Here is a 25,250-nt window from a genome sequence, read left to right as displayed (position 1 = left end):
GGCGCAACCTAACGCACGAACATGACGGATAGAACCGAACGTATCTTCAAAGCGGTTGAAAACATGGTTCAGCATTTTCGGGTGGCGTGGCCTGCGCACCGGTCGTAGAGCAATGCGAAAGGATGCCTACATGACCGACACAACGCTGCCCCGCCTGACAACGCAGATGTCAACGCGCGAATGGAGCATGCTCCTGCTGCTGGGGCTGTTGTGGGGCGGATCGTTCTTCTTCGCCCGCGTCGCGGTTCTGGAAATCGCACCGCTGACGCTCGTTCTCTTGCGCGTCGCGCTCGCCGCAGCGGCCCTCCATATCTATCTTGCGCTACGCGGACCTTCCTTCTCGCTCGCCCTGCCGATGGCCGCGAGTTTCGTCCTGCTCGCGATCCTCAACAACATCATTCCCTTTTCGCTGATGTTCATCGGCCAGACGGAACTCGGCGCCGGGCTGGCGTCGGTGCTCAACGCGACGACGCCGTTCTGGACGGTGATTTTGGCGAACGCGTTCACCAGCGACGAAAAGTTCACAGGCCGGAAGCTCGCGGGCATCGCATTGGGCATCGCCGGCACGGCCGTAATGATCGGCCCCAGCCTGCTGGCTGATCTCGGCGGGCCTGTCTGGGCCAAGCTCGCGCTGATCGGAACCGCCTTTTCTTATGGCTGCGCGGCGATCTTCGCGAAACGTTTTCGCGCCCTGCCCCCGCCGATCGTGGCGACCGGGCAATTGACCGCGTCGACGATCATCATGCTGCCGGTCATTTTCGGTATCGGCGGCTTTGCCGAGCTTGGAAGCGTCAGCGGAGAAGCGTGGCTTTCGGTTCTGGCGCTTGCTCTCGCCTCGACCGCCTTCGCCTATATCCTGTTCTTCTCACTGATCGCTTCGGCAGGCGCAACGAACGCCTCGCTGGTCACACTTATCGTACCGGTTTTCGCGATTATTCTGGGCGCTCTGTTTCTTAGCGAGCGGCTTGAGGCATTCGAGCTCGCTGGCATGGCCCTTATCGCATCGGGCTTGATCGTCATCGACGGGCGGTTGCTGGGCCGCAAGTAACGTTACGATATGGCACAATTTCGTCACCCGCATGTCACATTTATGAACAGGTGGTTAAACGCAATTATAAATGTAAAAACAGGATGATAGGCCACGCATCGGGTCGTATTTTCTAAACCGGCGTCGCATTGCAGCAATATTTATCCTTGCCACGGCCGTGAACTTGCCTAGATTCCCGATCTGCGTAGTCTGTAGAGGAGGCACCGCTTATGGGACTTACACGGCCCGTCAACGCATTGATGATTTGTGCTGCGTTTGCATTCATCGGAGCCTTGGTTATGGGGATCGTCGTTTAATAACGGCTCCGCAAAGACCAATCAGACATGAAGGAAAGGCCGGGTTCGCCCGGCCTTTCTGCATTTTGGAGTTGGGTTAGGCTGCGATCCGCTCGCTTTGCGCGCCGGGCCTTATGCCGATGAGGTGGCAAATGGCGAAAACGAGATCGGCCTTGTTCATCGTGTAAAAATGAAAGTCGTCCACGCCGCGCTCGATCAGGTCGAAAACCTGTTCGGCTGAAACCGCCGCTGCGATCAGCGCATGCGTTTGTGGATCGTCGTCGAGACCGTCGAAGCGATCGGCCAGCCATTGCGGCACATGGGTTCCGCAACGCCCGGCAAAGCCCGCCATCTGCGTGAAATTCTGGATCGGCAGGACGCCCGGCACGATCGGGATATAGATGCCCGCCCTGCGAACCCGCTCCACATAGCGCTCGTAAACGTCGTTATCGAAAAAGAACTGGGTGATCGCGCGGGTTGCGCCCGCATCGACCTTGCGCTTCAGCACATCGATATCGGTGGCGAAGTCGGCGCTTTCGGGGTGCTTTTCCGGATAGGCGGAAACAGAAACATCGAAATCTCCGATCCGGCGCAGCGCGGACACGAGTTCCGCCGTGTTCTGATACCCGTCGGGATGCGGCCGGTACGTCGCGCCGACGCCCTCGGCCGGGTCACCGCGCAAGGCAACAAAACGGCGAACGCCGATGCGCACGAATTCCTGAATCACCTCGTCAACTTCCGCGCGGCTGGCATCGACGCAGGTCAGATGCGCGGCGGCAGCCAGGTCGCTTTCCGCGCATAGCCGCGCCAGCGACCGCGTCGTGCGCGCCTTGGTCGATCCGCCGGCACCGTAAGTCACGGACACGAAGCGGGGTGCAAGCGGTTCGAGCCGACGAACGGCTTCCCAGAGCCGGGCTTCCATCGCGTCCGTTTTCGGCGGGAAGAATTCGAAGGAAACGCCGATGCGGCTTCCAAGGTCGGAACGACGGGAAAACTGACTGTCCTTCATCACGCGAGAGCCTTCTGTGACGCGGTTTGCAGGGGAGACGCGATCAGAATGCGAGGATCGCGCGCGATCCATATCCTGACCGTCAATCGTTGGTCGCTTTGCGCATCGGGCGGCACGGTTTCGCTCGCCTCCAGGTCGAGACCGGCCTCTGCCAGCCAGTCGCCGATCTGCGCATCGGAAATTCCCAGCCGCACATGGGCATGCTTATCGCGCAGGAAATCGAGCGCATGCGGCGCGAAATCGATGATCGCCAGCCGCCCGGCGGGCCGCAACAGGCGCGCGGCCTCGCGAATGGCCAGCGCCGGTTCTTCCAGATAATGGAGCACCTGATGCATGGCGATCAGGTCGAAACCGTCACGTTCGACCGGCGGAGCGTATAGATCACCAAGGCGCACCTGCGCATTAGCAACGCCCGCCTTGTCGAGATTGGCGCGCGCGACGGCCAGCATCTCGCGTGACAGGTCGACGCCCGTTCCGCGCCTGTAAAGCGGCGCGAACAGTTCGAGCATCCGCCCCGTCCCGGTGCCGAGGTCCAGCATCGACTGGAACGGTGTCGTTCCTACCAGTTTCGTCAGCACAGCTTCGACTGCCTTGTCCGGCGCGTGCAGCGAACGCAGGCGATCCCATTCCGCCGCGTTGGCGCTGAAATAATCGCTCGCGCGGCTTTGGCGGCGCTGCTTGACGGCGTCCAGACGTTCCAGATCGCGTTCGATGGTCGGGTCCGAAGCGTCGAGCCGCGCAACCATAGTGGACAGGAAATCACGAACCCACTCACGATCCGACAGGCCGAAATACGCCCAGGAACCTTCCTGATAGCGATGGATGAGGTCGGCTTCGAGAAGCAGCTTCAAATGCCGCGAGACGCGCGGTTGCGACTGACCGAGAATTTCCGTCATGTCGGAGACCGTCAGGTCCCCACGCGACAGGAGAACGAGAATGCGAAGGCGGCTGGATTCGGCAGCGGCCTTCAAGCTATCAACGAGCGAGGTCAGGTTTATGGGATGGGAAGCGAGCATCGCCAACTCCGAAAAAGACATAAAGATATGTTTATGTATTCTGACAGATTTGGCAAGAGGCGGCCGGAGGTATTTTGCATGAGCGACATCCGTGACGGGGAAATGGCGCTGCCATTCGACCCGGCAGAACTGCCCGGTGACGCCCGGCTCGTTTTCATCGGGCACATAAGCTCGCCATGGACCGATCGCAGCGAGTGTCCGAAGAATATGGCGGCCGCGCGCGAAACGGGCCGCCCAGCGCGGGCACTGGTGGATGCGCCCTATCGGTCAGGTCTTGCCGGCCTCGACGAGGTTTCACACGTCATTTTGTTGACATGGCTGGATGCGGGCAGAAACCTCATCTTGCAAAAGCCGCGCCATCGTCCCGAACCGACGGGCACCTTCGCCCTGCGCTCTCCGGTCCGCCCCAATCCTGTCGGGTTGCATGTCGTGAAGCTTTTAGGCGTCGATCCGGAAGCGGGTGTCCTCGACCTCGAAGCCATAGACGTGCTCGACGGCACGCCGCTTCTGGACATAAAACCTTATTACGCCTCGACCGACGCCGTCCCCGGCGCAACGGTGACACGCCGATGAAACCATCGACCGGACGGCAAAAGGCGCTCGCCAAGGCGCTGACGGCGCTGATCCCGCTTGCGCCCTATTCGGACGCCGAAGCGATTCGCGAACTTGCCGGCCAGCGAAAGCTGCGCGCCCTGCCGCCGTCGATTGCGATGTGGATTTCGACGATCACCCATATCAGGCACGAGCACACGGACTACGACGCGCTGCTGGACGAAGGATATGACCGCGACTCCGCACGACACTTCGTCGTCGACGCGATCAACAAAGTGCTGACCACATGGCGCGCGACGCGCCTTCTCGACCCGGACGAGGACGAGGCGGACTAGGCGCGATAGACCCACTGCTCGGGCACGCGGACGGAAACGGCCTCGCCATCCTCGATCGTGCCTGGCTTTTCGACCCAGGCGACGAGGCCGCGCAGCCGGCGTCCGACTTTCGGAAAAAGAAGCGCACCCGCCTCGCGGTCGGGCATACCCGCATGGTCGGCAACCGAGCGCCCGGCCAGCCGGCACGGCGCGTTCTGCCCGTCGATCTTGAGCGTTACGCCGTTCTTGAAGAACAGCATCGTACCGGCAGGAAGAAACGAAAGCTGCGGTACGCCACCCAGCACCATATTTGCGCCGATCCATTCCGGCGCGATCCGCTCGATGCCCATGCCCTTTGCGATAGCGGCAAGCTCATCGGCAGCCACGATCGACACATGCCGCTCGTTGCGCATCTCCGTGCCGCGCGGATACCAAGGCTCCCGCCCGCCGGAACGCCGCGTATGCCCGCGATGGAAATCGCCGAGAACGCCCTCGAAATCGAGCGTCAGCCGGTCGACGCGCTGCGTGACGAAATCCCCGCCCGGCGCGTGGAACAGGCCGTCCACCGTGCCGGCAAGCTTTCGCGCCGTAACGATCTCGATCTCATGCGCATGTCGCTCGAAGAGTTGGTCCATCACTGCGCCTTTCGCTTCGCGTATCTTCATGACCGGCACGGAAGCCCACATCCAGTCAATTCGGCTGATGGACCCATGAATGCCGGTCAGTTCATCCGCAGAAGAACGCCGCCGATCGAGTAGCCTGCGCCGAATGCGCACAAAAGCCCGACATCGCCGGCTTTCATGTCGCGGCGGTTCTGGTCGAGCGCGATGATCGCACCGGCAGCGGCCGTGTTGCCGAGTTCGGCGAGTACCATCGGCGCGCGATCATTATCGACCTCGTGGCCGAAGGCCAGCTTGAGGATCATCGCATTCATGCGCGCATTGGCCTGATGCAGCCAGAAGCGCCTGATGTCGTGGACGGAATGACCGTGTTCCTTCAGGAACTCCACGATGAAGCGATGACCGGCGACCGTCACTTCCTTGAAGACCTTGTTGCCGACCTGCTTGATCATGTTGCCGGCCATCGGAACCGATGAAGGATCGTCCAGCCCGGCGCGGTTCAGGAAACCGAAATTGGTGCGGATGTTGTTGGAGAACTGAGTCCATCCGCGCGTATCGATCACTTCGAAGCACCCTTGCCGCTCCTCCGGCGCATCCGTCGCCTCCAGCAGAACCGCCGACGCCGCGTCACCGAAGATGAAATGCGTCTGGCGATCGCGAAAATTCAGATGGCCGGTGATGATCTCGGGCGTGACGACGAGCACGCGCCGTTGCGCCCCGGTGCGAAGCAGATTGAACGCGACGTGAAGGCCAGCCACTGCCGACGAGCAGCCGAGGCTCATGTCGAAGGCCGCACCGGATGTTCCGAGCTCTTTTTGAATCTCGATGGCCTGCGCAGGATAGGGCCGCTGCTGGTGCGAGGCCGCGCAGATCACCATGTCGATGTCAGCGGCGGCGAGCCCTGCGTCCGCGATGGCCTTTTTTGCAGCCCTGACGCCGAATTCGGCCATGACGGAAAGGTCGTCGTCATCGCGTTCGGGGATACGCGGGGTCATACGGTGCGGATCGAGAATCCCGTCTCGCGTATGGACATGGCGCGTTTTCACGCCCGATGCGTAGAGGATGAACTCGCTGTCGGATTTCGCCAAAGGCTCCTCGCCGCGCGCGATGCGCCCCGGATCCTCCAGATCGACCCACGCATTGAAGCTTTCGACGAGTTCCTCGTTCGAGATGACCTCGTCTGGAATCTCCGTTCCGATACCGCTGATGACGACGCGCTTCATGCCTACTCGCTCGTCGGGGCCTCCAAGATGAGACCCGCAAATATCCTGTCCGCCCCAAGAGCGGAGACGGCCGACACGTCATATCAAACGCGCGAACCGAATCATCGCATGAATAGGTTTAGTCAACGTTAGCCGCAAGACGAGCGAAAAAACGCCCGCAAAATCAGTTGCGTCCGGTCACTCTCGCCAGACTTTCCACTACATCGTCCATCGCATAGGGCTTTTGAAGGATCGTATGGCTATGCCAGGTGTCCGGCAGGCCCGCCTGCCCGTATCCGGTGGCGAAGATAACCGGAATACCTTTGCCGACCAATTTCTCGGCGACGGGAAAAACCGGTTCGCCGGCGACGTTGACATCGAGGATCGCAACGTCCGCATGGAAAGTGTCGTTCATCATTTCACTCGCCGCACCGAGACGCAGCGCTGGTCCAATAACCGTGCAGCCGAGTTCGCCAAGTATGTCCTCGAGATTGAGCGCAACGAGCGCTTCATCCTCCACGACGAAAATTTTGAGGCCCTGAAGCACGCCAGAACCATCAGACATCATTTTTCATTCCGTTATGAGAGCAAGCGACACGTCCGTAAGTTCGCGAGAACGCGCGCGCGGCTATCACGCACAAGAATATGTTCCTTGTAAAGCGCCGGCTGCCACGGGATCGTCACGGCAGCCGGAATTATGCTGTTTTATCGCGTCAGGCGTTTGTAGGTCACGCGCTTCGGGTTGACCGCTTCAGGGCCGAGACGGCGAATCTTGTCCTGCTCGTAATCCTCGAAATTGCCTTCGAACCATTCGACATGGCTGTCGCCTTCGAAGGCGAGGATGTGCGTCGCCAGACGGTCGAGGAACATGCGATCGTGGCTGATGATGACGGCGCAGCCGGCGAAATTCTCGAGCGCTTCTTCGAGCGCGGCCAGCGTTTCGGTGTCGAGATCGTTGGTCGGCTCATCGAGCAGCATGACGTTGCCGCCATCCTTCAGCATCTTGGCCAGATGCACGCGGTTACGCTGGCCGCCCGAAAGATTGCCGACCTTTTGCTGCTGGTCGCCGCCCTTGAAGTTGAACGCGCCGCAATAAGCACGACTGTTCATCTCGTGCTTGCCGAGCTTGATAATGTCGTTGCCGCCGGAAATTTCTTCCCAGACGGTCTTGTTCGCATCGAGATGATCGCGGCTCTGGTCGACATAGCCGAGATGCACGGTTTCGCCGACGCGGATAGCGCCGCCATCGGGCTTTTCCTGTCCGGTGATCATACGGAACAGCGTCGACTTGCCCGCGCCGTTCGCGCCGATCACGCCGACGATGCCGCCTGGCGGCAGCTTGAATTCCAACCCGTCGATCAGAAGACGGTCGCCGAAGCCCTTCTTCAGGTTCTCGGCTTCGATGACGACATTGCCGAGGCGTTCGCCGACCGGGATGATGATCTGCGCCTCGCCGGGCCGGCGATCGTTCGCGGCTTCGACCAACTCGTCATAGGCACGGATGCGGGCCTTGGATTTTGCCTGACGCGCCTTGGGGCTGGCCGCCATCCATTCGCGCTCGCGCGAAAGCGCCTTCTGGCGAGCGTCTTCCTCGCGGTTTTCCTGCGCCATGCGCTTGGCCTTGGCGTCGAGATAGGCCGTGTAATTGCCTTCATAGGGCACGCCCCGGCCGCGATCGAGTTCGAGAATCCAGCCCGTCACGTTGTCGAGGAAGTAGCGATCGTGGGTGATGAGCAGGACGGAGCCGGGATATTCGCGCAAATGCTTTTCCAGCCACGCGGTCGTCTCGGCGTCGAGATGGTTGGTCGGCTCGTCGAGGAGCAGCAGATCGGGCTGCGACAAAAGCAGCTTGCAAAGCGCGACGCGGCGCTTTTCACCGCCCGAAAGCTTGGTCACGTCCGCATCGGCCGGCGGGCAGCGCAGCGCCTCCATTGCCATCTCCACCTGGGATTCGAGGTCCCACAGGTTCTGGCTGTCGATGATGTCCTGAAGCTTCGAACCCTCGTCCGCCGTTTCGTCGGAATAGTTCATCATCAGTTCGTTGTAGCGGTCGAGAATCGCCTTCTTGTCGGCGACGCCTTCCATGACGTTGCCCATCACGTCCTTCGACGGATCGAGTTCAGGCTCCTGCGGCAGATAGCCGACGGTCGCGCCGTCCGCGAGCCAGGCCTCGCCCGTATATTCCTTGTCGAGGTTGGCCATGATCTTCAGGATCGTGGACTTACCCGCGCCGTTCGGCCCGAGGATGCCGATCTTGGCATCGGGGTAGAAGGACAGGTGAATGTTGTCGAGCACCTTCTTGGCGCCGTAGGCCTTCGAAAGGCCGGACATGTGATAGATGAACTGGCGTGCCATGGCGCGCGTCGAACTCCGTGTTGTCGTGGTTCGGAAATTGGGTTGCGCCGTATGTAGGCCAAAGCAGGTGCCGGAGCAATGAGGTCCCCTGCCGGCCTTTCCATATGGCCGGCGATACGCTAGAGGGACCGCCCTTCCAACTCCCCGCACCGGATCGCGCGTCCTGCGCCCGCGCGGTATATTCAAGAGCGCGTCATGTCCAAAACCGCCTTCGGCATCGATTTCGGAACCACCAATTCCACGGTCGGGCTCGCCGTTCGCGGACAGACGCCGAAGCTTCTCGCGGTCGAGGGCGCGCATGTGACGATCCCCTCGGCGCTGTTCTTCAGCCTCGAGGACGGGAACACCTATTTCGGGCGCGAGGCGGTATTCGAATATATGGACGGCGCGGAAGGCCGTTTCATGCGCGCGCTCAAATCCATTCTCGGCACATCGCTGATGAAGGAGACGACGCAGGTCGGACGCACGCGCATGTCCTTCGAAATGCTGATCGGGCGGTTCCTGCAGCGCCTGCGTGAGAGCATCGAGCGGGAGCATGGACAGATCCCGGACGCTGTGGTGCTGGGCCGTCCCGTTCGCTTCGTCGACGAAGACGACGCGGCCGACGCCACCGCACAGAACCAGTTGGAAGCCGCCGCCCGCGTCGAAGGGTTCGCGCATGTCGAGTTCCAGTTCGAACCGGTCGCGGCCGCGCTTCACTACGAACGGCAGATCGCAGCCGAGGAACTGGCGCTCGTGGTCGACATCGGCGGCGGCACGTCAGACTTTTCGGTGCTTCGACTTTCGCCCGAACGGGCAACGCGCCTCGACCGGTCGGACGACATCTTGAGCACGTCCGGCGTCCATGTCGGCGGAACGGATTTCGACCGCCTGTTCAACATCGCCAAGGTGATGCCGGAATTCGGCCTCGGCTCCGGCACGAAAGATGGTAAGCGTGCCCTGCCCGTCTGGTACTTCAACGACATGGCGACGTGGCACCGCATCAACACGCTCTATACGGCCAAGAACATGCGCGACATCCAGTCGCTCGCGCGCGAAGCGGCCGAGCCGGAAAAGCTGGAGCGTTACGCGCACCTTCTCGCCAACCGCTCGGGCCACCGGCTAGCAGCGGCGGTGGAAACCGCCAAGATCGCGCTGACAGATGCCGAAAGCACCGAGATCAGCCTGTCGGAACCGGGTCTGACGCTCGATATCCCCGCCACGCGCGCGGAGTTCGAGAATGCGACCGCCGAGCTCGTCACGCGCATCGACGCTTCCATCGACGACGCGATACTTACCGCCGGTGTCGATGCGGAAGATATCTCCACCGTCATCCTGACCGGCGGCGGCGCGCTTGTCCCTGCCGTCCGCATGGCTGCCGAGCGAAAGCTGAAAGGCGCACGCATCAGCCATGCCGACCAGTTCGGCGCGGTCGGGCTTGGCCTTGCTATCGACGCGGCGCGCCGTTTCGGCTGATCATCAAACTCTCGCCATGGTCGTCGCCCATGGCGGAAGGATGATGCGGGGATGCAAAGCGAAATCAGCACTCGCCAGGTTCGGCGCTCTTGCCGTGACCGGGCTTGCTCTGGCGGCTTGCCAGTCGGGTGACGGCGAAAATTCCATGGCAGCCGAGCAGGCGTCGTTTGTCGGCCCCATGCAATGCGCCATGCCGCTGCCTTCCGGCCCGCCTGAAAAGCCGGCGCGCGCGGCAACGTTCGGCACGGCGACGGCGTTGAATGTCGGTCGCAATGTGGGCCGCAGCGCCATCACCGGCGCAGGCACGTTCGTCGCCGGCCCGATGGGCGGAGCCGTCGCGGGCAATCTGGCCGCCCGCGCGCTTCCGTCCGAATTCGACATTCGCGGCAACTGGACCGTCACTGACGGCGCCGCCAATTGCGGCTGTTCGCTCGCATTCGCTGCGCCTGGAAGCTGGTCCGGCGCGAACCCGCCGCGTGGCACGGCGCGCACCTCCGGCTGCAACAATCCGCTGCTGGCATCGGCGGCCGACTGGCGTCTGGACGAGACGATGACGGGACTGGAAGCAGAAATGCTTGTCTATGCGCAAAACGGCAACCGTATCGCCGTCCTCAACCGTGACGGGCCGGACTATTATTCGGGCCAGCTTTCGACGGGACAGACGATCACGGTCTGGCGCGACTGACCCTGCTGGACGCGCCTTCTGCAAGCTTCTACACGAGGCGCAGCAAGGAGACATGCCGTGATCCCCTGGGTTGAACTGGATACGGCCGACGCACCGGGCGGCAGGGAACGCCTGCGCCTGAAGCAGCGCGGCACTGAATTTTCCATCATGCTCGGCACGAACGAGTTGATGAACAGCCGCCTCAGCGGGTCGGAAGAAGCGTTGGCGACATTGTCGGTCGAGCGGATCGGCCATGCGCAAAAACCATGCATCCTGATCGGCGGCCTCGGCATGGGGTTCACCTTGCGCGCAACGCTCGGTGTCCTGCCGGACGATGCCCATATCGACATCGTCGAACTCGTGCCGGCGGTCGTGCGCTGGGCGCGCGGGCCGATGTCCGGCATCTTCGCCGGCAGCCTCGATGACCGCCGCGTCACGGTCATCGAAGACGACGTAGCCCGCGTGATCGGTCAGGCGCGAGCGCGATACGATGCGATCCTTCTCGATGTCGACAACGGACCGGACGGTCTGACCGTCGACGCCAATGACGCGCTTTACGCCCATTCCGGTCTCGCAGCCGCCAGCACGGCACTGAAACCGGGTGGCGTGCTCGCCGTCTGGTCGGCGCATCCCGACCCGCGCTTTACCGCACGCCTGAAGAAATCAGGCTTCGAGGTCGAGGAAAAACGCGTGCGTGCCAGCCGCTCGAAACGTGGGGCGCGCCACGTCATTTGGCTGGCGACACGCCCCGCCTGACCGGGCGTTTATGCATAGACCGTTTGCAGCCAAGCCGATTGCGGCATTCCCCGGTCGGCCATAGCTTGCCGTGACGTGCGTCGGAGGAGCCGCACCTTTCATTCGGGAACAAGCTCCATGAACGACGCATCGGTCACGGCCGCCGCACCGGCCGACATTCCAGCCGCCGAACTCGCCGTCACGAATGTACCGCTGACCATCCTCGCGCTCGCGATGGGCGGCTTTGCCATCGGTACGACCGAATTCGCGGCCATGAGCCTTCTGCCCTATTTCGCCGAGGGACTGGGCGTCAATGAACCGATGGCCGCGCATGCGATCAGCGCCTACGCACTCGGCGTCGTCGTCGGTGCGCCGATCATCGCGGTCGCATCCGCGCGCATGTCGCGCAAATTTCTTCTGATCGTCCTGATGGCCGCCTTCGGCCTGGCAAATTGCCTGAGCGCGATTTCGCCCGGCTACGTGTCGCTGATCGGCTTTCGCTTTCTCAGCGGCTTGCCGCACGGCGCATATTTCGGCGTTGCGGCGCTAATGGCCGCCTCGCTTGTCGAGCGGCGCAAGCGTGCCCGCGCAGTTTCGTCGATCATGCTCGGCCTGACGGTCGCCATGATCTTTGGCGTCGCGCTCGCGACCTTTATCGGCCAGAATTTCGGCTGGCGATGGGGTTTCGCATTGCCCGGCCTGCTCGCACTTGCGACCATGGCGATGATCGCAACCTTCGCGCCGAAGGACGAGGCCGATCCGCAGGCAAGCCCGCTGCGTGAACTGTCCGCGCTGAAAAACCGGCAGGTCTGGCTGACGCTTGCCACCGGCGCGGTCGGTTTCGGCGGCTTCTTCGCGGTCTATTCGTTTACCGCATCCACTCTTCTGGAAGTCACCTCGGTCGATCCGTGGCTGGTGCCGCTCGTCATCGCCATCTTCGGCGTGGGCATGACGCTGGGAACCATCGTCGCGGGCATGGCTGCCGACCGCAATCTGATGGCGACGCCGGTCGTCTTCATGATCGCGAGCGCGGCTTCGCTGGCGGCGTTCCCTTTTGCCGCAGGCCAGTTGTGGTCGATCTGTATCGTCATATTGCTCATCGGCTTTTTCGGCAGCCTCGGCGCGGTTCTTCAAACGCGCCTGATGGATGTGGCGAGCGACGCGCAGACGCTGGCGGCAGCATTGAATCACAGCGCTTTCAACGCCGCGAACGCGCTCGGGCCGTGGCTGGCGGGGATCGCGATCACCATGGGATACGGTTTTCCGTCAGCCGGATTTGTTGGCTCGGCTCTGGCGCTGGCCGGGCTTTGCGTGTGGCTTTACGCCTGGCATGACGCGCGGCGCGCGGGGCAGCTTCCCGCTTAACGGCAGGTGAACGGGCGCTTCAGCCTGCGTTCGGTTCCGGTGGACGATTATCGAATTGTCCAAACGACGTCCCACCGGGACCGGAACCGAACAACAGGAGCGTTATCGCCATGACCGCCAAGCTCGTCTTCGCCGCTGCCCTCGCCGCCCTCATGGGCGTTTCCGCAGTCCCGGCTTCGGCCAACTCCATCTGGATCGATCAGTACGGCTCGCGCAACGAGGCGGGCGGTTCGCAGGATGGATACCGCAACGACACCGGCATCTATCAGGAAGGCCGCCGCAACAGCGCCGCCAGCCATCAGAATGGATGGCGCAATACGGTCGCCGTCGGCCAGAACGGCTGGCGCAACCGGGCCGTCGTCGAGCAGCGCGGCCGCATGAATTCAGGTGGCGTCGCCCAGTTCGGCACGGGTCACAATGCCGTCGTCATCCAGGATGGACGCGGTAACATCTCGGCCGGTGTCCAGGTGGGCCGCAATTGCGACGCCTCGACCCAGCAGACCGGTTCGGGCAACGTCGCAGCCTTCGTCCAGACCTGCCGCTGAGCCTTGACGGGGCGGCCAATGGCCGCCCTCGGCTCCCCCTGAAGAAAGGCGACCTCGATGACCATCAATGCACGACCTAGACATTCCCGCATGGCGGCAGGTTTCGCCATTTTGGGTTCCACGATCCTCATGGCCTGTACGGCCGGCGCCACCGACACGGCCCAGATGGGCGTGACCGCATCATCGCCGGCCTGCGAAATCATCACCCGAAACCTTGGCGGGATGACCGTCATCGAGGGCGTGGTAACGAGCGATAAAGCCGTTTCCGGCTCCTACACCCTGCGCGTCAGCGGAAGCGGCACCAACATCCGGCAGGGCGGCGAATTCGACGCAGCCGCCAACCAGAAGACCGTTCTCGGCAAGGTATCGTTGGGCGGCGGCGCGCGCGCCTACGATATCGACCTGAATGTCGAGGCGGGCGGGCGGACATTGCCTTGTAAGACCCGCGCCTGAATCTTTTTCTTTCAACAAGCGCCCCGGCTCATCCGGGGCGTTTTTCGTTGCGCTAGGCAATGGCATGAACGGCTTGTGAACGTCCCATTCGACGGCAGTTCAGCCGGTGCAGGGCATGATGGTTTCGAAGCATCGGGCCAGCCCCCCGCAACATTAAGGAAATGCCAGCATGAACCGTTTCGCCGCCGCGCTCGCCCTTGCGATCATCATTCCCGCGACAGCCGTCCCTGCCTCGGCGAACGGCCAGTTCTCCTTCCATGTCGCGCCGACCAACAGCCAGGAAGACCGCGCGATGCGCACGGGACTTGCGCTCTACCAGATGTACCGCGACGTTCGCGGCGGGGCGTCGATCATCCAGAACGGCCGGAACAATTCGGCCGGCGTCGCGCAGGACGGACGCGACAATCTCGGCATCGTCAGCCAGCGCGGCAACGGCCACAACGGCACCGTCTCGCAGACCGGCAATGGCAACAGCTACGGCCTCTTCCAGTTCGGGCGAGGCACCAGCGGACAAATCGTCCAGACCGGCAGCAACCGTACGGGCGCGACCTTCCAGTGGGGCTGGTAGGCGATCAGGCGTTGGCGAGCTGGCTGCGATGTGCCCAGCCGGTCATCCGTTTTTCCACCCACGCCATGAGCGCGTACATCACGATGCCCTCGACGGCGAGCATGATCAGCCCGGCGAAGACGAGCGGCACGTTGAACTGCGATTGCGCGGCGGCCATCATGTAGCCGAGGCCGGAATTGGCCGCGATCGTCTCCGAAATCACCGAGCCGACAAAGGCGAGCGTGATCGCGATCTTCAGCGAGCCGAAGAAATAAGGCATCGAGCGCGGGATACCGACCTTGAGCATGATGTCCATCTTCTTTGCGCCGAGGGCGCGAAGGACGTCCTCTGTTTCGGGCTCGATCGTGGCGAGGCCCGTCGCCACGTTCACCACGATCGGGAAGAACGCGATCAGGAATGCCGTCAGCACCGCCGGGATCGTGCCGATACCGAACCAGATGACGAGGATGGGCACGACCGCGACCTTCGGGATCGCGTTGAAGCCGACCATGATCGGATAAAGACCCGCGTAAATCATGCGCGACCAGCCAACGAGAAGGCCGAGTGCCAACCCGCCGACCACTGCGAGGCCGAAGCCGAGTGTCGTCGTGAATAGCGTTTGGAGCGAATGGCGCTGGATCGCGGGCCAGTATTGATAAAGCGCGCCGGCGATGGCGGAAGGCGCGGGCAGGATGGTCGGGCGGATGGCGAAGAACCAGACCGACGCCTCCCAGACGATGAAAAGCGCGGCCGTATAGAGAAACGGCGCAAGCTTGATCCAGTCGACCGTCCAGTTGCGACGGCGTTCTTCGAGGCGCGTCGCGCCGTGATCGGTTTCGCCCGCGCTCATGCCGCCTGCCTCGCACCGGCAATTTCGCCGCGCAGTTCGTGGACCTTCTCGGTGAAGGCCGGTTGGTACATCAGTTCCAGATCGCGCGGACGCGCAAACTCTATGCGGTGTTCGTTGAGAATGCGGCCGGGACGCGCGCTCATGACGAAGACACGGTCGGCAAGATAGACGGCTTCGCGCAGATCGTGCGTCACGAGCACGATCGTCACGCCCTGAGCTGCATGAAGATCGCGGATCACCTGCCACAATTCCTCGCGGGTGAAGGCGTCGAGTGCGCCGAACGGCTCGTCGAGCATCAAAAGGTCCGGCTCATGGATCAACGCGCGGCACAGATTGGCGCGCTGCTGCATGCCGCCGGAAAGCTGCCAGGGGAACTTGTCGCCGAAGCCTTTGAGGCCGACCATGTCGAGCAGCGCCTCGGCCTTGGCGACATATTCGGCCTTGTGCTTGCGCAGCCTCTTGCGGTGACGTTCGACGATTTCGAGCGGCAGCAAAATGTTGTCGAGCGTCGTGCGCCACGGCAGCATGGTTGGATTCTGGAACGCCATGCCGACGATCGAAACCGGTTTCGTCACGCGCTCACCGGCAACGGTCACCGCTCCCGTCTGCGGAATATGCAGGCCGGTAACGAGACGCATCAGGGTCGACTTCCCGCACCCAGAGGGACCAACGACGGCGGCGAATTCGCCCTTGCCGACATTCATGGTCAGGCCGGAGACGGCGAGAACGCCGCCTTGCCCGCCATAGCGCATATCCACATTTTCGATCGTGACGAGGTCGTTCATGGCTTTTCACATAATGAAGCGCCCGGCATCGGCCGGGCGCTGGCGTCCTGCGGACGGGATCAGTCGAACATCCGCTCTTCGGCCGGCGGCAGATATTGCAGGTCGACGACGTCTTCGGGCGACACGGCACCCGTCAGGTCCATCGAAACGGTCAGTTGCTCGAAGGCGCGGCCGAGACGATCCATGTCGATACCGCCGAAACCGTTTTCCTGAACATAGGCCGTGTTGATGTTCATCTCGTTGGCCATCGTCAAACGCTCGGTCTCGACATCGACGTCGAGAATGTCGTTGCGCGTCAGAACGGCTGCGGCACCGGCCGCCGGATCGTTGACCGCATCGCGGAAGCCTTTGACCAGCGCGCGCAAAAAGCCCTTCACCGCTTCCGGGTTCTGCTCGGCGAAGTCGGTGTTGACGAGGATCGCGTTGCCGTAAAGGTCGAGACCTTTCTCGGCCATCAGGATCGGCACGATATCGTCGTCCTCGATGCCCTGCGCCTTCAAATTGAGGATCACGGAAAAGGCAAAGCCGAAGACCGCGTCCACGTCGCCCTGCGCCAGCATCGGCTCGCGCACCGGGAAGCCGATGCTCTCGATAGTGACGGTTGAGGTGTCGATATCCGCGACGTCGACGAAGGCGGGCCACTGCGCGTAGGCGCCGTCCGGCGGCGGCGCTCCGAGTGTCTTGCCTTCCAGCGACTTCGGATCTTCCGTCACGCCCAGCGAACGGCGTCCGACCACGGAAAAGGTCGGCACGTCATAGACCATCATCACCGCCTTGACGTCGGTGCCCGGGTCCTGGTCGAGGAACTTGATCAGCGAATTGATGTCGCCGAAGCCCATCTGGTAGGTGCCGGTCGCAACGCGCGGGATCGCCTCGACGGAGCCAGCGCCCGTATCGATGGTGACGTTCAGACTCTCTTCTTCGAAATAGCCGTTGTCCTGCGCCAGGAAGAAGCCGGCCGCTGGTCCTTCGAAGCGCCAGTCGAGCGTGAAGGCGATGTTGGTGGTTTGCGCGAATGCGGGTGCGAAGCCGGCTGCCGATGCGGCAAGCGTGGTCGCCGCAGCAAGCGTGAACAAACGTCTTGATATCATTGTCGTTACCCCTCTGGCGCTCTGTGGCGCGATGACCCGCATCAAAGCGTCGGGGACATCGGTTTGCAAGCAGGTTTTGCCCAGAGCTTCATCAAAATTGTGCATTGCACATGTACTGCGCAGCTTGCCGGCACTTCGACGCTCTTCTCAATCGCCGGACGCGGCGGTACCGTCACGCCAAAAGGCCGAGGGGGCATATGTCTTTCCAATCTAGTTTTACCATCCGCTCATCGACCGACGCGCAACTGAACGTCTTTCATGAAGCGCCCGCGGCTGCGGCTCGTGGGGTCATCCAGATCAATCACGGCATGTCCGAACACGGCGCGCGCTATGCGCGCTTTGCCGAAGCGATGGCGCGCGAGGGTTTTCATGTCTATGCGCACGACCATCGCGGACACGGCCACACCAAGGCTCCCGATGCAGCGCTTGGCCATTTCGGGACGGAGCCGGCAGCCGCGAAGGTTCTGGCCGATGTCGATGCGGTGCACGATCACATCGAAAAAACACATCCCGGCCTGCCGGTGATCCTGTTCGGGCATTCGATGGGCGGCCTCATCGCGCTGAATTACCTCTTCGCGCATTCCGAGCGTGTCGCTGCCGCAGCCATCTGGAACGCCAATTTCTCTGCTGGCATTGCGGGCAAAGCGGCGCTGGCGGTTCTGGCATGGGAGCGCTTTCGGCTGGGATCGGACGTGCCGTCGCGCATTTTGCCGAAGCTCACCTTTCAGGCGTGGGCTAAACAGATGCCCGACCGGAAAACCGATTCCGACTGGCTCTCGCGCGATGATGCAGAGGTAGCGAAATACGTTGCCGATCCGCTTTGCGGCTTCGATGTCTCGATCGGCGCATGGCGTACCGTCTTCGGCTTCATCCTTGCCGGCGGCGGCGACGGAAACTTTTCCACCATCCGCCGCGACTTGCCGGTGCTGCTCGTCGGCGGCGAGAAAGACCCGGCGACGGACGGCGGCAAGGCCATCGAAAAGCTCGCTGCGCGAATGAAGCGGATGGGCTTTTCGAATCTGCGATCAACGGTTTACGCCGAAACCCGCCACGAATCCCTCAACGAGTTGAATCGGGACATCATCACCGCCGATTTCGTCAAATGGGCGAACGCGTCGCTGGCCTGACCGATACCGGGTTCCGTGGCCCGTTCCGGTCTGCTACCCACGACCGGAACGAAACGGAGCTCGTCGGAAAATCCATGTCCCAGCCGCCGCTTAAAGGTGTCCGCGTCATCGAACTCGCCCGTATTCTCGCCGGGCCGTGGGCCGGTCAGGTGTTGGCTGATCTGGGCGCAGACGTCATCAAGGTCGAAAATCCCGATGGCGGCGACGACACCCGCAAATGGGGACCGCCCTTCGTGATGAGCCATGACGGCGAGAACCTTTCTGCCGCCTATTACCATTCGACCAATCGCGGCAAGCGCTCCGTTGCGATCGATTTTTCGAAGCCCGAAGGAGCTGAGCAGATCCGCAAGCTCGTTGCCACTGCCGACGTTCTGATCGAGAATTTCAAACTCGGCGGGCTGAAGAAATACGGGCTCGACTATGAAAGCCTGAAAGCGATCAATCCGCGCCTCGTCTATTGCTCGATCACCGGCTTCGGGCAGAACGGCCCCTATGCACCGCGCGCAGGCTACGACTTCATCATCCAGGGCATGTCCGGCATGATGTCGATCACCGGCGAGGCCGGGCGCGAGCCGCAAAAGGCCGGCGTCGCCATTTCCGACATCTTCACCGGGCTTTATTCCGTTATCGCCATTCAGGCGGCGCTGCGTCATGCAGAAGCGACCGGCGAAGGCCAGCATATCGACATGGCCCTGCTCGACACGCAGATTTCCGTACTCGGCAACCAGAACTTGAACTACCTCGTGTCTGGCAACGCACCCGTTCAGATGGGGAACGCCCATTTGAACATCGCGCCTTATGAAGTCCTGCCGACAAAGGACGGCCATTTCATTCTCGCTGCCGGCAATGACGGCCAGTTCGCGCGCTTCTGCAAGGTCGTCGGCCTCGATGAATTGCCGCTCGATCCCGATTTCGCAACCAATCCCGCCCGCGTCGTCAATCGCGTCCGCCTGCGCGAAAAGCTCGTCGAGACGCTGGCGAACTGGACCCGCGCCGATCTTTTGCCGAAGCTCGACGCGGCAGCGGTCCCGGCGAGCCCCATCAACAACATCGCCGAAAGCTTCGCCGACCCGCAGACAATAGCGCGCGGCATGCGCATCGACCTAGACGACGGCCACGGCAACTCACTGCCGTCGGTGCGCGCGCCGATGGTGATGTCGGGAACGCCCCTGCAATACGACCGTCCCTCGCCCCGCCTTGGCGAGCATACGGACGAAATCCTTTCAGAAATCGCGGAGAAGAACGTATGAGAACCGGCGGCCAGTTGATCGTGGAAGCGCTTGAGGCAAACGGCATCGAGCGGATCTATTCGGTGCCGGGCGAAAGCTACCTTGCCGTTCTCGACGCCCTTCACGATTCGAGCATCGAAAACGTCATCTGCCGTCAGGAAGGCGGCGCGGCGATGATGGCGGATTGCGAAGGCCGCCTGACCGGCAAACCCGGCATCTGCTTCGTCACGCGCGGCCCCGGCGCGACGAACGCGTCGGCAGGCGTTCATATCGCCGCGCAGGATTCCAATCCGATGATCCTGTTCATCGGTCAGGTCGCGCGCGGCATCAAGGAGCGCGAGGCGTTTCAGGAAGTCGATTATAAGGCATTTTACGGATCGATCGCCAAATGGGTGGTCGAGATCGATGATGCGACACGCATTCCGGAACTCGTCACCCGCGCCTTTGCGGTCGCCACATCAGGGCGTCCCGGCCCAGTTGTTATTTCCCTGCCCGAGGACATGCTACGCGACGAGGTCGAAGCACCGAAGCCCCTGCCCTTCACGCCGGTCGAGACCCGCCCCGGCCAGCCGGAAATGGAGCGCCTCGTCGAACTTTTGAACGGCGCGGAACGTCCCTTCCTCGTCCTCGGCGGCACGCGCTGGAGCGAGGAAGCGGTCAAACAGGTTTGCGCCGGCATCTCGAAATGGAAGCTGCCGGTCGGCTGCTCTTTCCGCCGCCAGACTTTGTGCGATCAGTTGCACGAGTGCTACGCGGGCGACATCGGCATCGGCGCGAACCCGAAGCTGGCGCAATACATCAAGGACGCCGATCTCGTCGTTCTCGTCGGCTGCCGTTTCGGCGAGATGCCGTCAGCCGATTATACGCTTTTGAAGAGCCCCTACCCGGACCAGAAGCTCGTCCACATCTTCCCCGACCCCGAGGAATTAGGCCGCGTCTATCGTCCCGATCTGCCGATCAACGCCTCCAACACCGCGTTTGCCGCAGCTTTTGCCGAGACCGCGCCGAGCGGAACGCCAAGCTGGGCGAACCGCACCGAGGAGCTTCATCAAAGCTACCTTGAATGGTCGACCCCGCCGCAAGGCGGCGCAGGCGACGTCAAGATGGGCCGTGTGATGGAGTGGCTTGAGGCAAATCTGCCCGAAGACGTGATCGTCACCAATGGTGCGGGCAATTTCGCGACATGGATGCACCGCTTCCACCGCTATCGCCGCTTCAACGGCCAAGCCGCGCCGACGTCCGGCTCGATGGGCTATGGCGTTCCAGCCGGTGTCGCGGCCAAGGGCATATTCCCCGAGCGCGAAGTGGTGGTCTGGGCCGGCGACGGCGATTTCCTCATGCACGGGCAGGAATTCGCGACCGCCGTTCAATATGATCGGGCGGTGATCGTGGTGATCCTGAACAACGGCATCTATGGCACGATCCGCATGCATCAGGAGCGCGACTATCCCGGCCGCGTTTCCGGCACGACAATCAGGAACCCCGACTTCGCGGCCTATGCTCGTGCTTTCGGCGGTCACGGCGAGACTGTGGCGACGACGGACGAGTTCGCTCCCGCATTCGAACGCGCTCGCGCCAGCGGCAAGCCGTCGATCATCGAGATTAAGCTCGACCCGGAAGCCCTGACGCCGATGAAGACGCTGACGCAGATCAGAAACGGCGCATGAAATTGTAGGACTGCAACGAAACAGGATATTTTGAGCAACGCTCTAAGGATGACGACTTCTGCCGATGATCAGGACGTGAAGGTGAAAATATGAGCTGGGATCAATGTCGATTAATAGATTCAGCCATTCATCAAGCCAGTGAGATCGCATCAACTCCCTTTCAAGATGCCGAACCCAGTTGGTCTTCGGAGGCGGCGCTAGCACTTCTGTTAATTAACTTGAAGGACGCCCTAATCACACTGAAAGCGATGGGGCATCCTATAACATTTACAGATGATATTAGCGATGGCAAGAATATTACTGATCTGATTGCAACCATGAGAAATACGATCTGCCATATCGGATCGCCACAAAGATTGTTTGACGCGGCAAGAAATAACAGCCTTACGTTTGGCCGCGTTCATGGCGCAGGTATTCTTCTAAAAACTGAAACCCTTGAGATTGGCAGCCCGTATTCCGATGATGTTGCTTTTTTCTATGGCCCACACCGGATATTTCTCGTTAGGCATATTTATCGCGCTATTAGAGAGGCGGATAAAGCATTTGCCAGAGTTGCAGATTGCCATAATTACCAGCGCCGTCCAAGATATGACCGCTCGTAGCTCTCTCATACCGCGTCGAAATCGAGCACCAGTCTTTTCGAGGTCGGGCGCGTCTGGCACGCCAGCGTAAACCCGGCCTCGATTTCCCACGGCTGGAGCGAATAGTTCACGGCCATTTCCGACTGGCCTTCGACCACGCGGCAGCGGCAGGTGCAGCACATGCCGTTCGCGCAGGAATAGGGAAGTTCCAGCCCCTTGCGGTGCGCGGCGTCAAGCACATTGGCGTCTTGCTCGATCATGTCGAAGTTACGGCGTACGCCGTCGACCACCACCTCGATCTGAACCCCATCTTTCACCGCCTGTTCGGCCTCGACCGAACGCGCACGCGGCGGCGGCGCGTCGCCGGATGGGGTAAAGCGCTCGAACCGGATCTTGTCCTCGTCCACGCCCAGCGCCTTCAACGTGTCGGTGACGCTATCGATCATTTCGCCCGGCCCGCACAGGAAAACGCCGTCCGCACCCGCCGGATCGATCGCGCCACGGGCCGCAAGTTGGCGAATGCGCTCGCCGTCGATGCGGCCGTTGAGCAGGTCCACATCCTGCGCTTCGCGCGACAGCACATGGATCAGGCTGAAGCGCTGCATCTGCCGATCTTTCAAATCCTCAAGCTCTTCCAGAAACATGATCTGGTCGGATGCGCGGTTGCCGTAAACAAGGGTGATCGTGCTGTCCGGCTCATGGCGAAGAACCGTGCGTGCGATCGACAGCATGGGCGTGATGCCCGATCCGGCCGCGATCAGGATATAGTCGTGCCGCTCGCCGATAAGCGAAGTAAAACGCCCTTCCGGCGGCATGACACGGATGACGTCACCAACCGTCAGATGTTCATTGACGAAGCTTGAAAACCGCCCGTCCGCAACGCGCTTGACGCCGACGCGCAGATGCGGATCGCCCGGCGCCGAACAGATCGAGTAAGACCGCCGAGCTTCCTTCCCGTCGATGTCGGTCGCCAGCGTCAGGTACTGGCCAGGCGTGAACACGAAAGCATCGCGCAATTCAGCCGGCACCTCGAACGCGACAGCAACGGATTCAGCCGTCTGCCGCTCGATTCCGGCCACCTTCAATTCGTGAAAACGCGCTGCCATCTGAGCCTCAGATACATTTGAAATAGTCGAAGGGTTCGCGGCACGCCGTGCAGCGATAAAGCGCCTTACACGCCGTGGAGCCGAATTCGGAGACGCGTTCCGTCTCGCTCGAGCCGCATTGCGGACAGGCTACTTGCGTTTCACCGAACAGCGCACGCACGGAGTTGAAGGCGTTCACCGGCGGCGCGATACCATAAGCCCGCAGTTTTTCGCGGCCCTCCGCCGTGATCCAGTCCGTCGTCCATGGAGGCGATATCACACGCTCCACCCTTGTATCGAAACCGGCATCGAGAAGCGCGGCCTCCACGGCAAGTTCGATGGCCAGCACGGCCGGACAGCCCGAATAGGTCGGCGTGACTTTGGCCACCGCTATGCCCTCCACGATTTCGACCGAGCGCAAAATGCCAAGCTCGGCAACCGTCACGCACGGGACTTCGGGATCTGGCACGGCGGCAGCGGCGTTCCAGGCACGCCGGCTCTCGAAGGATGTGTCGAGCATCGCCAGCATCGCCGTTACCACACTGCTCCCGGATAGGTCCGCTGCATGTATTGAAGATCGGCGAGCAGGAACCCCATCGCCTCCCCGTGTCGTCCGTCGCGCCCGCCACGCTGCGCGAATGGCGCGGTCGGCATGTCGAGAAACGCCTCGGCAAAGATGGTCGCGACAGTCCGGTCGAATTCGGCGCGCAGGCTCGCCGGATCAGGCGCTATACCAGCTTTCACCATCGCCTGCGTTACATCATCTGCGTCGAAAAGCTCGTCGACATAGGGCGCAAGGTCGTCGACGGCCTGCGTCATGCGCGCCGCGCTTTCCTCCGTACCATCGCCGAGACGGATCACCCATTCGCCCGCATGGCGAATGTGATACGCGACTTCCTTCACCGCCTTTTGCGCGATCCCCGCCAGTTTCTCATCGCTCGACGTCGCCATCGCGCGCCACATCGGCTCCATGAAAGCGGCGAAGTAAAGCTGGCGCAGCATGGTGTGTGCGAAGTCGCCGTTCGGCCGCTCCACCATCAGGCAGTTCGTGTATTCGCGCTCGCGCCGCAGATAGGCGAAGTCGTCTTCCGTGCGTCCTTCGCCTTCGAGTTCGGCCGCATATTGATAAAGCGCCCGCGCCTGCCCGATCAGATCCAGCGCCATGTTGGGCATGGCAAGGTCTTCTTCCAGCATCGGCGCATGGCCGCACCATTCCGACAGCCGGTGGCCGAGGATGAGATGATCGTCGGCAAGCCGAAGGACGAATGCGAGAAGCGGATCGCGACCGGCCATCACATATGCCCTACTTCGTCGGGGATTTCGTAGAAGGTCGGGTGACGATAAATCTTGGACGCCGCCGGCTCGAAATTCTCAGCCTTCTGGTCCGGGTCCGACGCCACGATAGAAGCCGACGGCACGACCCAGATGGAAACGCCTTCGCCGCGCCGCGTATAGACATCGCGCGCCGCTTGCAGCGCCATTACCTCATCGGCTGCATGAACCGAGCCGCAATGCTTATGCGACAGGCCATTACGCGGCCGGATGAAGACTTCCCAGAGCGGAATTTCATTCTTTGCCATGTTGCTTACTCCGCCGCCATCTTTGCCGCCTCGCGGCGCGCCTTGCGCTTTTCGCCATGGGCAAGCGCGGCCTCGCGCACCCATTCGCCATCGGCCCACGCCTTGCGGCGCATTTCGATGCGCTCCTTGTTCATCGTCCCGCCGCCCTTCACGACACGCCAGAATTCGTCCCAGTCAATCGCGCCGAAATCGTAATGTCCGCGCTCTTCGTTCCATTTCAGGTCCGGGTCGGGCAGCGTCAGCCCGAGATACTCGGCTTGCGGAACGGTGGAATCGACGAATTGCTGGCGCAGTTCGTCATTGGTGAAGCGCTTGATCTTCCACGCCATCGACTGGTCGCCATGCTGGCTGTCGCCGTCATGTGGGCCGAACATCATCAGGGATGGCCACCACCAACGGTTCAGCGCATCCTGCGCCAATTCCTTCTGCTCCGGCGTCCCTTTCGCCAAGGTCATCATGATCTCGTAGCCCTGACGCTGGTGAAAGCTTTCCTCCTTGCACACGCGGATCATCGCGCGCGCATAAGGACCGTAGGAGCAGCGGCAAAGCGGGATTTGGTTCATGATCGCCGCGCCGTCGACCAGCCAGCCGATCGCGCCGATATCGGCCCATGTCTGCGTCGGGTAGTTGAAGATCGAGGAATATTTCGCCTTTCCGGACAAAAGCTCCTCGGTCATCTGCTCGCGGGAAACGCCTAGCGTCTCGGCAGCGGCATAAAGATAAAGCCCGTGGCCGCCCTCGTCCTGCACCTTGGCGAGCAGCGCGGCCTTGCGCTTCAGCGACGGCGCGCGCGTGATCCAGTTGCCCTCCGGCAGCATACCGACGATTTCGGAATGCGCGTGCTGGCCGATCTGGCGGACGAGCGTGCGTCGGTAACCCTCCGGCATCGGATCGTTCGGCTCGATCTTTTCCTCGGCATCGATCCGCGCCTGGAATGCGGCAAGAAAGCCTTCATCCTCTTTGGTGTCGGTCTTCGCGCCAATCAGGCCCTGACTGTACATCGCTTATCCTCCGCGTTCGGACTGTATCCGACGCCCAATATGTAACAATAAATTTGCGTAATTGCAAATTTTCGTAACATATTGGGAAATGCTCGTGAG

28 protein-coding genes are annotated in these 25,250 nt (G+C 61.8%); 14 read left to right on the top strand and 14 right to left on the bottom strand.

Annotated features, from left to right (window positions below):
- Nucleotides 1-130 precede the first annotated feature (130 nt).
- On the top strand, nucleotides 131-1,048 hold the full coding sequence (locus ACX82Z_RS03500; RefSeq protein ID WP_459586763.1) for a DMT family transporter: 918 nt from the start codon (nucleotides 131-133) through the stop codon (nucleotides 1,046-1,048).
- 372 nt (nucleotides 1,049-1,420) lie between these two features.
- On the opposite strand, the gene metF is transcribed toward ACX82Z_RS03500, so the two are convergent.
- Nucleotides 1,421-2,332: a methylenetetrahydrofolate reductase [NAD(P)H] gene (metF, locus tag ACX82Z_RS03495; protein ID WP_459586762.1), complete on the bottom strand. Its 912-nt coding sequence runs from the start codon at nucleotides 2,330-2,332 to the stop codon at nucleotides 1,421-1,423.
- Nucleotides 2,332-3,348, bottom strand: coding sequence for an ArsR/SmtB family transcription factor (locus ACX82Z_RS03490; RefSeq protein WP_459586761.1), 1,017 nt, complete (start codon nucleotides 3,346-3,348; stop codon nucleotides 2,332-2,334). Before ACX82Z_RS03490 ends, metF begins: the two co-directional genes overlap by 1 nt.
- A 78-nt stretch (nucleotides 3,349-3,426) precedes the next feature.
- Between ACX82Z_RS03490 and tsaA the strand changes: the two genes are divergently transcribed.
- Both tsaA and ACX82Z_RS03480 read left to right on the top strand, forming a co-directional pair.
- Nucleotides 3,427-3,921: a tRNA (N6-threonylcarbamoyladenosine(37)-N6)-methyltransferase TrmO gene (tsaA, locus tag ACX82Z_RS03485; protein WP_459586760.1), complete on the top strand. Its 495-nt coding sequence runs from the start codon at nucleotides 3,427-3,429 to the stop codon at nucleotides 3,919-3,921.
- On the top strand, nucleotides 3,918-4,235 hold the full coding sequence (locus ACX82Z_RS03480) for a DUF2293 domain-containing protein (protein ID WP_459586759.1): 318 nt from the start codon (nucleotides 3,918-3,920) through the stop codon (nucleotides 4,233-4,235). Before tsaA ends, ACX82Z_RS03480 begins: the two co-directional genes overlap by 4 nt.
- Here the strand turns inward: ACX82Z_RS03480 and ACX82Z_RS03475 are convergent.
- From ACX82Z_RS03475 to ettA, 4 genes are all read right to left on the bottom strand, one after another.
- Entirely contained in the window at nucleotides 4,232-4,879 is a 648-nt protein-coding gene (locus ACX82Z_RS03475; protein WP_459586758.1) for an MOSC domain-containing protein, read from the bottom strand. The two genes, ACX82Z_RS03480 and ACX82Z_RS03475, sit on opposite strands and share 4 nt — an antisense overlap.
- Nucleotides 4,880-4,935: 56 nt before the next feature.
- Nucleotides 4,936-6,057, bottom strand: a complete 1,122-nt coding sequence (locus tag ACX82Z_RS03470) for a beta-ketoacyl-ACP synthase III (RefSeq protein WP_459586757.1) — start codon at nucleotides 6,055-6,057, stop codon at nucleotides 4,936-4,938.
- A 163-nt stretch (nucleotides 6,058-6,220) separates the two neighbouring features.
- Nucleotides 6,221-6,604: a response regulator gene (locus ACX82Z_RS03465; RefSeq protein WP_459586756.1), complete on the bottom strand. Its 384-nt coding sequence runs from the start codon at nucleotides 6,602-6,604 to the stop codon at nucleotides 6,221-6,223.
- A gap of 137 nt (nucleotides 6,605-6,741) precedes the next feature.
- Nucleotides 6,742-8,391, bottom strand: a complete 1,650-nt coding sequence (ettA, locus tag ACX82Z_RS03460) for an energy-dependent translational throttle protein EttA (protein ID WP_459586755.1) — start codon at nucleotides 8,389-8,391, stop codon at nucleotides 6,742-6,744.
- Between the two features lie 195 nt (nucleotides 8,392-8,586).
- Here ettA and ACX82Z_RS03455 point away from each other — a divergent pair, with 195 nt between their 5' ends.
- The 7 genes from ACX82Z_RS03455 (at nucleotide 8,587) to ACX82Z_RS03425 (ending at nucleotide 14,176) form a co-directional block, all read left to right on the top strand.
- Nucleotides 8,587-9,846: an Hsp70 family protein gene (locus ACX82Z_RS03455; RefSeq protein WP_459586754.1), complete on the top strand. Its 1,260-nt coding sequence runs from the start codon at nucleotides 8,587-8,589 to the stop codon at nucleotides 9,844-9,846.
- A 43-nt stretch (nucleotides 9,847-9,889) separates the two neighbouring features.
- Entirely contained in the window at nucleotides 9,890-10,531 is a 642-nt protein-coding gene (locus ACX82Z_RS03450; protein WP_459586753.1) for an AprI/Inh family metalloprotease inhibitor, read from the top strand.
- Between the two features lie 57 nt (nucleotides 10,532-10,588).
- Complete coding sequence (locus ACX82Z_RS03445) at nucleotides 10,589-11,266, top strand: spermidine synthase (protein ID WP_459586752.1); 678 nt, start codon at nucleotides 10,589-10,591, stop codon at nucleotides 11,264-11,266.
- A 117-nt stretch (nucleotides 11,267-11,383) separates the two neighbouring features.
- On the top strand, nucleotides 11,384-12,610 hold the full coding sequence (locus ACX82Z_RS03440) for an MFS transporter (protein WP_459586751.1): 1,227 nt from the start codon (nucleotides 11,384-11,386) through the stop codon (nucleotides 12,608-12,610).
- Nucleotides 12,611-12,720: 110 nt separating this feature from the next.
- Complete coding sequence (locus ACX82Z_RS03435) at nucleotides 12,721-13,155, top strand: curlin (RefSeq protein WP_459586750.1); 435 nt, start codon at nucleotides 12,721-12,723, stop codon at nucleotides 13,153-13,155.
- Nucleotides 13,156-13,212: 57 nt separating this feature from the next.
- Entirely contained in the window at nucleotides 13,213-13,608 is a 396-nt protein-coding gene (gene csgH, locus ACX82Z_RS03430) for a curli-like amyloid fiber formation chaperone CsgH (RefSeq protein ID WP_459586749.1), read from the top strand.
- Nucleotides 13,609-13,777: 169 nt separating this feature from the next.
- Complete coding sequence (locus ACX82Z_RS03425) at nucleotides 13,778-14,176, top strand: curlin (RefSeq protein ID WP_459586748.1); 399 nt, start codon at nucleotides 13,778-13,780, stop codon at nucleotides 14,174-14,176.
- A gap of 4 nt (nucleotides 14,177-14,180) precedes the next feature.
- Here ACX82Z_RS03425 and ACX82Z_RS03420 read toward each other — a convergent pair whose 3' ends face one another.
- Genes ACX82Z_RS03420 through ACX82Z_RS03410 form a run of 3 tightly spaced genes read right to left on the bottom strand, consistent with a single transcriptional unit; the run spans nucleotide 14,181 to nucleotide 16,881 of the window.
- On the bottom strand, nucleotides 14,181-15,005 hold the full coding sequence (locus ACX82Z_RS03420) for an ABC transporter permease (RefSeq protein WP_459586747.1): 825 nt from the start codon (nucleotides 15,003-15,005) through the stop codon (nucleotides 14,181-14,183).
- Nucleotides 15,002-15,790: an ABC transporter ATP-binding protein gene (locus ACX82Z_RS03415; RefSeq protein ID WP_459586746.1), complete on the bottom strand. Its 789-nt coding sequence runs from the start codon at nucleotides 15,788-15,790 to the stop codon at nucleotides 15,002-15,004. Before ACX82Z_RS03415 ends, ACX82Z_RS03420 begins: the two co-directional genes overlap by 4 nt.
- 59 nt (nucleotides 15,791-15,849) lie before the next feature.
- The gene (locus ACX82Z_RS03410) at nucleotides 15,850-16,881 is read right to left on the bottom strand and encodes an ABC transporter substrate-binding protein (protein WP_459586745.1); all 1,032 of its coding nucleotides are present in this window, start codon (nucleotides 16,879-16,881) and stop codon (nucleotides 15,850-15,852) included.
- A gap of 197 nt (nucleotides 16,882-17,078) precedes the next feature.
- On the opposite strand from ACX82Z_RS03410, the gene ACX82Z_RS03405 reads away from it, so the two are divergent.
- The 4 genes from ACX82Z_RS03405 (at nucleotide 17,079) to ACX82Z_RS03390 (ending at nucleotide 21,506) form a co-directional block, all read left to right on the top strand.
- Complete coding sequence (locus ACX82Z_RS03405) at nucleotides 17,079-18,008, top strand: alpha/beta fold hydrolase (RefSeq protein ID WP_459586744.1); 930 nt, start codon at nucleotides 17,079-17,081, stop codon at nucleotides 18,006-18,008.
- A gap of 74 nt (nucleotides 18,009-18,082) precedes the next feature.
- A complete protein-coding gene (locus ACX82Z_RS03400; protein WP_459911605.1) occupies nucleotides 18,083-19,258 on the top strand; it encodes a CaiB/BaiF CoA transferase family protein in 1,176 nt (391 codons plus the stop codon).
- The gene (locus ACX82Z_RS03395) at nucleotides 19,255-20,904 is read left to right on the top strand and encodes a thiamine pyrophosphate-binding protein (protein ID WP_459586743.1); all 1,650 of its coding nucleotides are present in this window, start codon (nucleotides 19,255-19,257) and stop codon (nucleotides 20,902-20,904) included. The genes ACX82Z_RS03400 and ACX82Z_RS03395 overlap by 4 nt, the downstream gene beginning before the upstream one ends.
- A gap of 89 nt (nucleotides 20,905-20,993) precedes the next feature.
- Nucleotides 20,994-21,506, top strand: a complete 513-nt coding sequence (locus ACX82Z_RS03390; protein ID WP_459586742.1) for a hypothetical protein — start codon at nucleotides 20,994-20,996, stop codon at nucleotides 21,504-21,506.
- Between the two features lie 5 nt (nucleotides 21,507-21,511).
- Here ACX82Z_RS03390 and paaE read toward each other — a convergent pair whose 3' ends face one another.
- The 5 genes from paaE to paaA are packed head-to-tail and all read right to left on the bottom strand — an operon-like array spanning nucleotide 21,512 to nucleotide 25,151.
- Entirely contained in the window at nucleotides 21,512-22,591 is a 1,080-nt protein-coding gene (paaE, locus tag ACX82Z_RS03385; RefSeq protein WP_459586741.1) for a 1,2-phenylacetyl-CoA epoxidase subunit PaaE, read from the bottom strand.
- A gap of 7 nt (nucleotides 22,592-22,598) precedes the next feature.
- Nucleotides 22,599-23,099, bottom strand: a complete 501-nt coding sequence (gene paaD / locus ACX82Z_RS03380) for a 1,2-phenylacetyl-CoA epoxidase subunit PaaD (RefSeq protein WP_459586740.1) — start codon at nucleotides 23,097-23,099, stop codon at nucleotides 22,599-22,601.
- Between the two features lie 5 nt (nucleotides 23,100-23,104).
- Nucleotides 23,105-23,863 carry a 1,2-phenylacetyl-CoA epoxidase subunit PaaC gene (gene paaC / locus ACX82Z_RS03375; protein ID WP_459586739.1) on the bottom strand — a complete coding sequence of 253 codons (759 nt, stop codon included), beginning with the start codon at nucleotides 23,861-23,863 and terminating at the stop codon, nucleotides 23,105-23,107.
- Nucleotides 23,863-24,150 (bottom strand): 1,2-phenylacetyl-CoA epoxidase subunit PaaB, encoded by a 288-nt coding sequence (gene paaB, locus ACX82Z_RS03370; protein WP_459586738.1) that lies wholly within the window; start codon nucleotides 24,148-24,150, stop codon nucleotides 23,863-23,865. Before paaB ends, paaC begins: the two co-directional genes overlap by 1 nt.
- 5 nt (nucleotides 24,151-24,155) lie before the next feature.
- The gene (paaA, locus tag ACX82Z_RS03365) at nucleotides 24,156-25,151 is read right to left on the bottom strand and encodes a 1,2-phenylacetyl-CoA epoxidase subunit PaaA (RefSeq protein WP_459586737.1); all 996 of its coding nucleotides are present in this window, start codon (nucleotides 25,149-25,151) and stop codon (nucleotides 24,156-24,158) included.
- Between the last annotated feature and the right edge of the window lie 99 nt (nucleotides 25,152-25,250).

The sequence above is a fragment of the Aliihoeflea sp. PC F10.4 genome, assembly GCF_054612275.1.
This window is presented reverse-complemented; position numbering and strand designations above follow the sequence as displayed.

Coding starts and splice junctions, on each gene's coding strand:
- ACX82Z_RS03465 (WP_459586756.1), bottom strand. CDS start 6,604: ATGATGTCTGATGGTTCTGGCGTGCTTCAGGGCCTCAAAATTTTCGTC.
- paaD (WP_459586740.1), bottom strand. CDS start 23,099: ATGCTGGCGATGCTCGACACATCCTTCGAGAGCCGGCGTGCCTGGAAC.
- metF (WP_459586762.1), bottom strand. CDS start 2,332: ATGAAGGACAGTCAGTTTTCCCGTCGTTCCGACCTTGGAAGCCGCATC.
- ACX82Z_RS03405 (WP_459586744.1), top strand. CDS start 17,079: ATGTCTTTCCAATCTAGTTTTACCATCCGCTCATCGACCGACGCGCAA.
- ACX82Z_RS03400 (WP_459911605.1), top strand. CDS start 18,083: ATGTCCCAGCCGCCGCTTAAAGGTGTCCGCGTCATCGAACTCGCCCGT.
- ACX82Z_RS03475 (WP_459586758.1), bottom strand. CDS start 4,879: ATGAAGATACGCGAAGCGAAAGGCGCAGTGATGGACCAACTCTTCGAG.
- ACX82Z_RS03490 (WP_459586761.1), bottom strand. CDS start 3,348: ATGCTCGCTTCCCATCCCATAAACCTGACCTCGCTCGTTGATAGCTTG.
- csgH (WP_459586749.1), top strand. CDS start 13,213: ATGACCATCAATGCACGACCTAGACATTCCCGCATGGCGGCAGGTTTC.
- tsaA (WP_459586760.1), top strand. CDS start 3,427: ATGAGCGACATCCGTGACGGGGAAATGGCGCTGCCATTCGACCCGGCA.
- ACX82Z_RS03435 (WP_459586750.1), top strand. CDS start 12,721: ATGACCGCCAAGCTCGTCTTCGCCGCTGCCCTCGCCGCCCTCATGGGC.
- ACX82Z_RS03425 (WP_459586748.1), top strand. CDS start 13,778: ATGAACCGTTTCGCCGCCGCGCTCGCCCTTGCGATCATCATTCCCGCG.
- ACX82Z_RS03410 (WP_459586745.1), bottom strand. CDS start 16,881: ATGATATCAAGACGTTTGTTCACGCTTGCTGCGGCGACCACGCTTGCC.
- ACX82Z_RS03500 (WP_459586763.1), top strand. CDS start 131: ATGACCGACACAACGCTGCCCCGCCTGACAACGCAGATGTCAACGCGC.
- ACX82Z_RS03415 (WP_459586746.1), bottom strand. CDS start 15,790: ATGAACGACCTCGTCACGATCGAAAATGTGGATATGCGCTATGGCGGG.
- paaC (WP_459586739.1), bottom strand. CDS start 23,863: ATGGCCGGTCGCGATCCGCTTCTCGCATTCGTCCTTCGGCTTGCCGAC.
- ettA (WP_459586755.1), bottom strand. CDS start 8,391: ATGGCACGCCAGTTCATCTATCACATGTCCGGCCTTTCGAAGGCCTAC.
- paaA (WP_459586737.1), bottom strand. CDS start 25,151: ATGTACAGTCAGGGCCTGATTGGCGCGAAGACCGACACCAAAGAGGAT.
- ACX82Z_RS03450 (WP_459586753.1), top strand. CDS start 9,890: ATGCGGGGATGCAAAGCGAAATCAGCACTCGCCAGGTTCGGCGCTCTT.
- paaB (WP_459586738.1), bottom strand. CDS start 24,150: ATGGCAAAGAATGAAATTCCGCTCTGGGAAGTCTTCATCCGGCCGCGT.
- ACX82Z_RS03470 (WP_459586757.1), bottom strand. CDS start 6,057: ATGAAGCGCGTCGTCATCAGCGGTATCGGAACGGAGATTCCAGACGAG.
- ACX82Z_RS03455 (WP_459586754.1), top strand. CDS start 8,587: ATGTCCAAAACCGCCTTCGGCATCGATTTCGGAACCACCAATTCCACG.
- ACX82Z_RS03480 (WP_459586759.1), top strand. CDS start 3,918: ATGAAACCATCGACCGGACGGCAAAAGGCGCTCGCCAAGGCGCTGACG.
- ACX82Z_RS03395 (WP_459586743.1), top strand. CDS start 19,255: ATGAGAACCGGCGGCCAGTTGATCGTGGAAGCGCTTGAGGCAAACGGC.
- ACX82Z_RS03440 (WP_459586751.1), top strand. CDS start 11,384: ATGAACGACGCATCGGTCACGGCCGCCGCACCGGCCGACATTCCAGCC.
- ACX82Z_RS03390 (WP_459586742.1), top strand. CDS start 20,994: ATGAGCTGGGATCAATGTCGATTAATAGATTCAGCCATTCATCAAGCC.
- ACX82Z_RS03420 (WP_459586747.1), bottom strand. CDS start 15,005: ATGAGCGCGGGCGAAACCGATCACGGCGCGACGCGCCTCGAAGAACGC.
- paaE (WP_459586741.1), bottom strand. CDS start 22,591: ATGGCAGCGCGTTTTCACGAATTGAAGGTGGCCGGAATCGAGCGGCAG.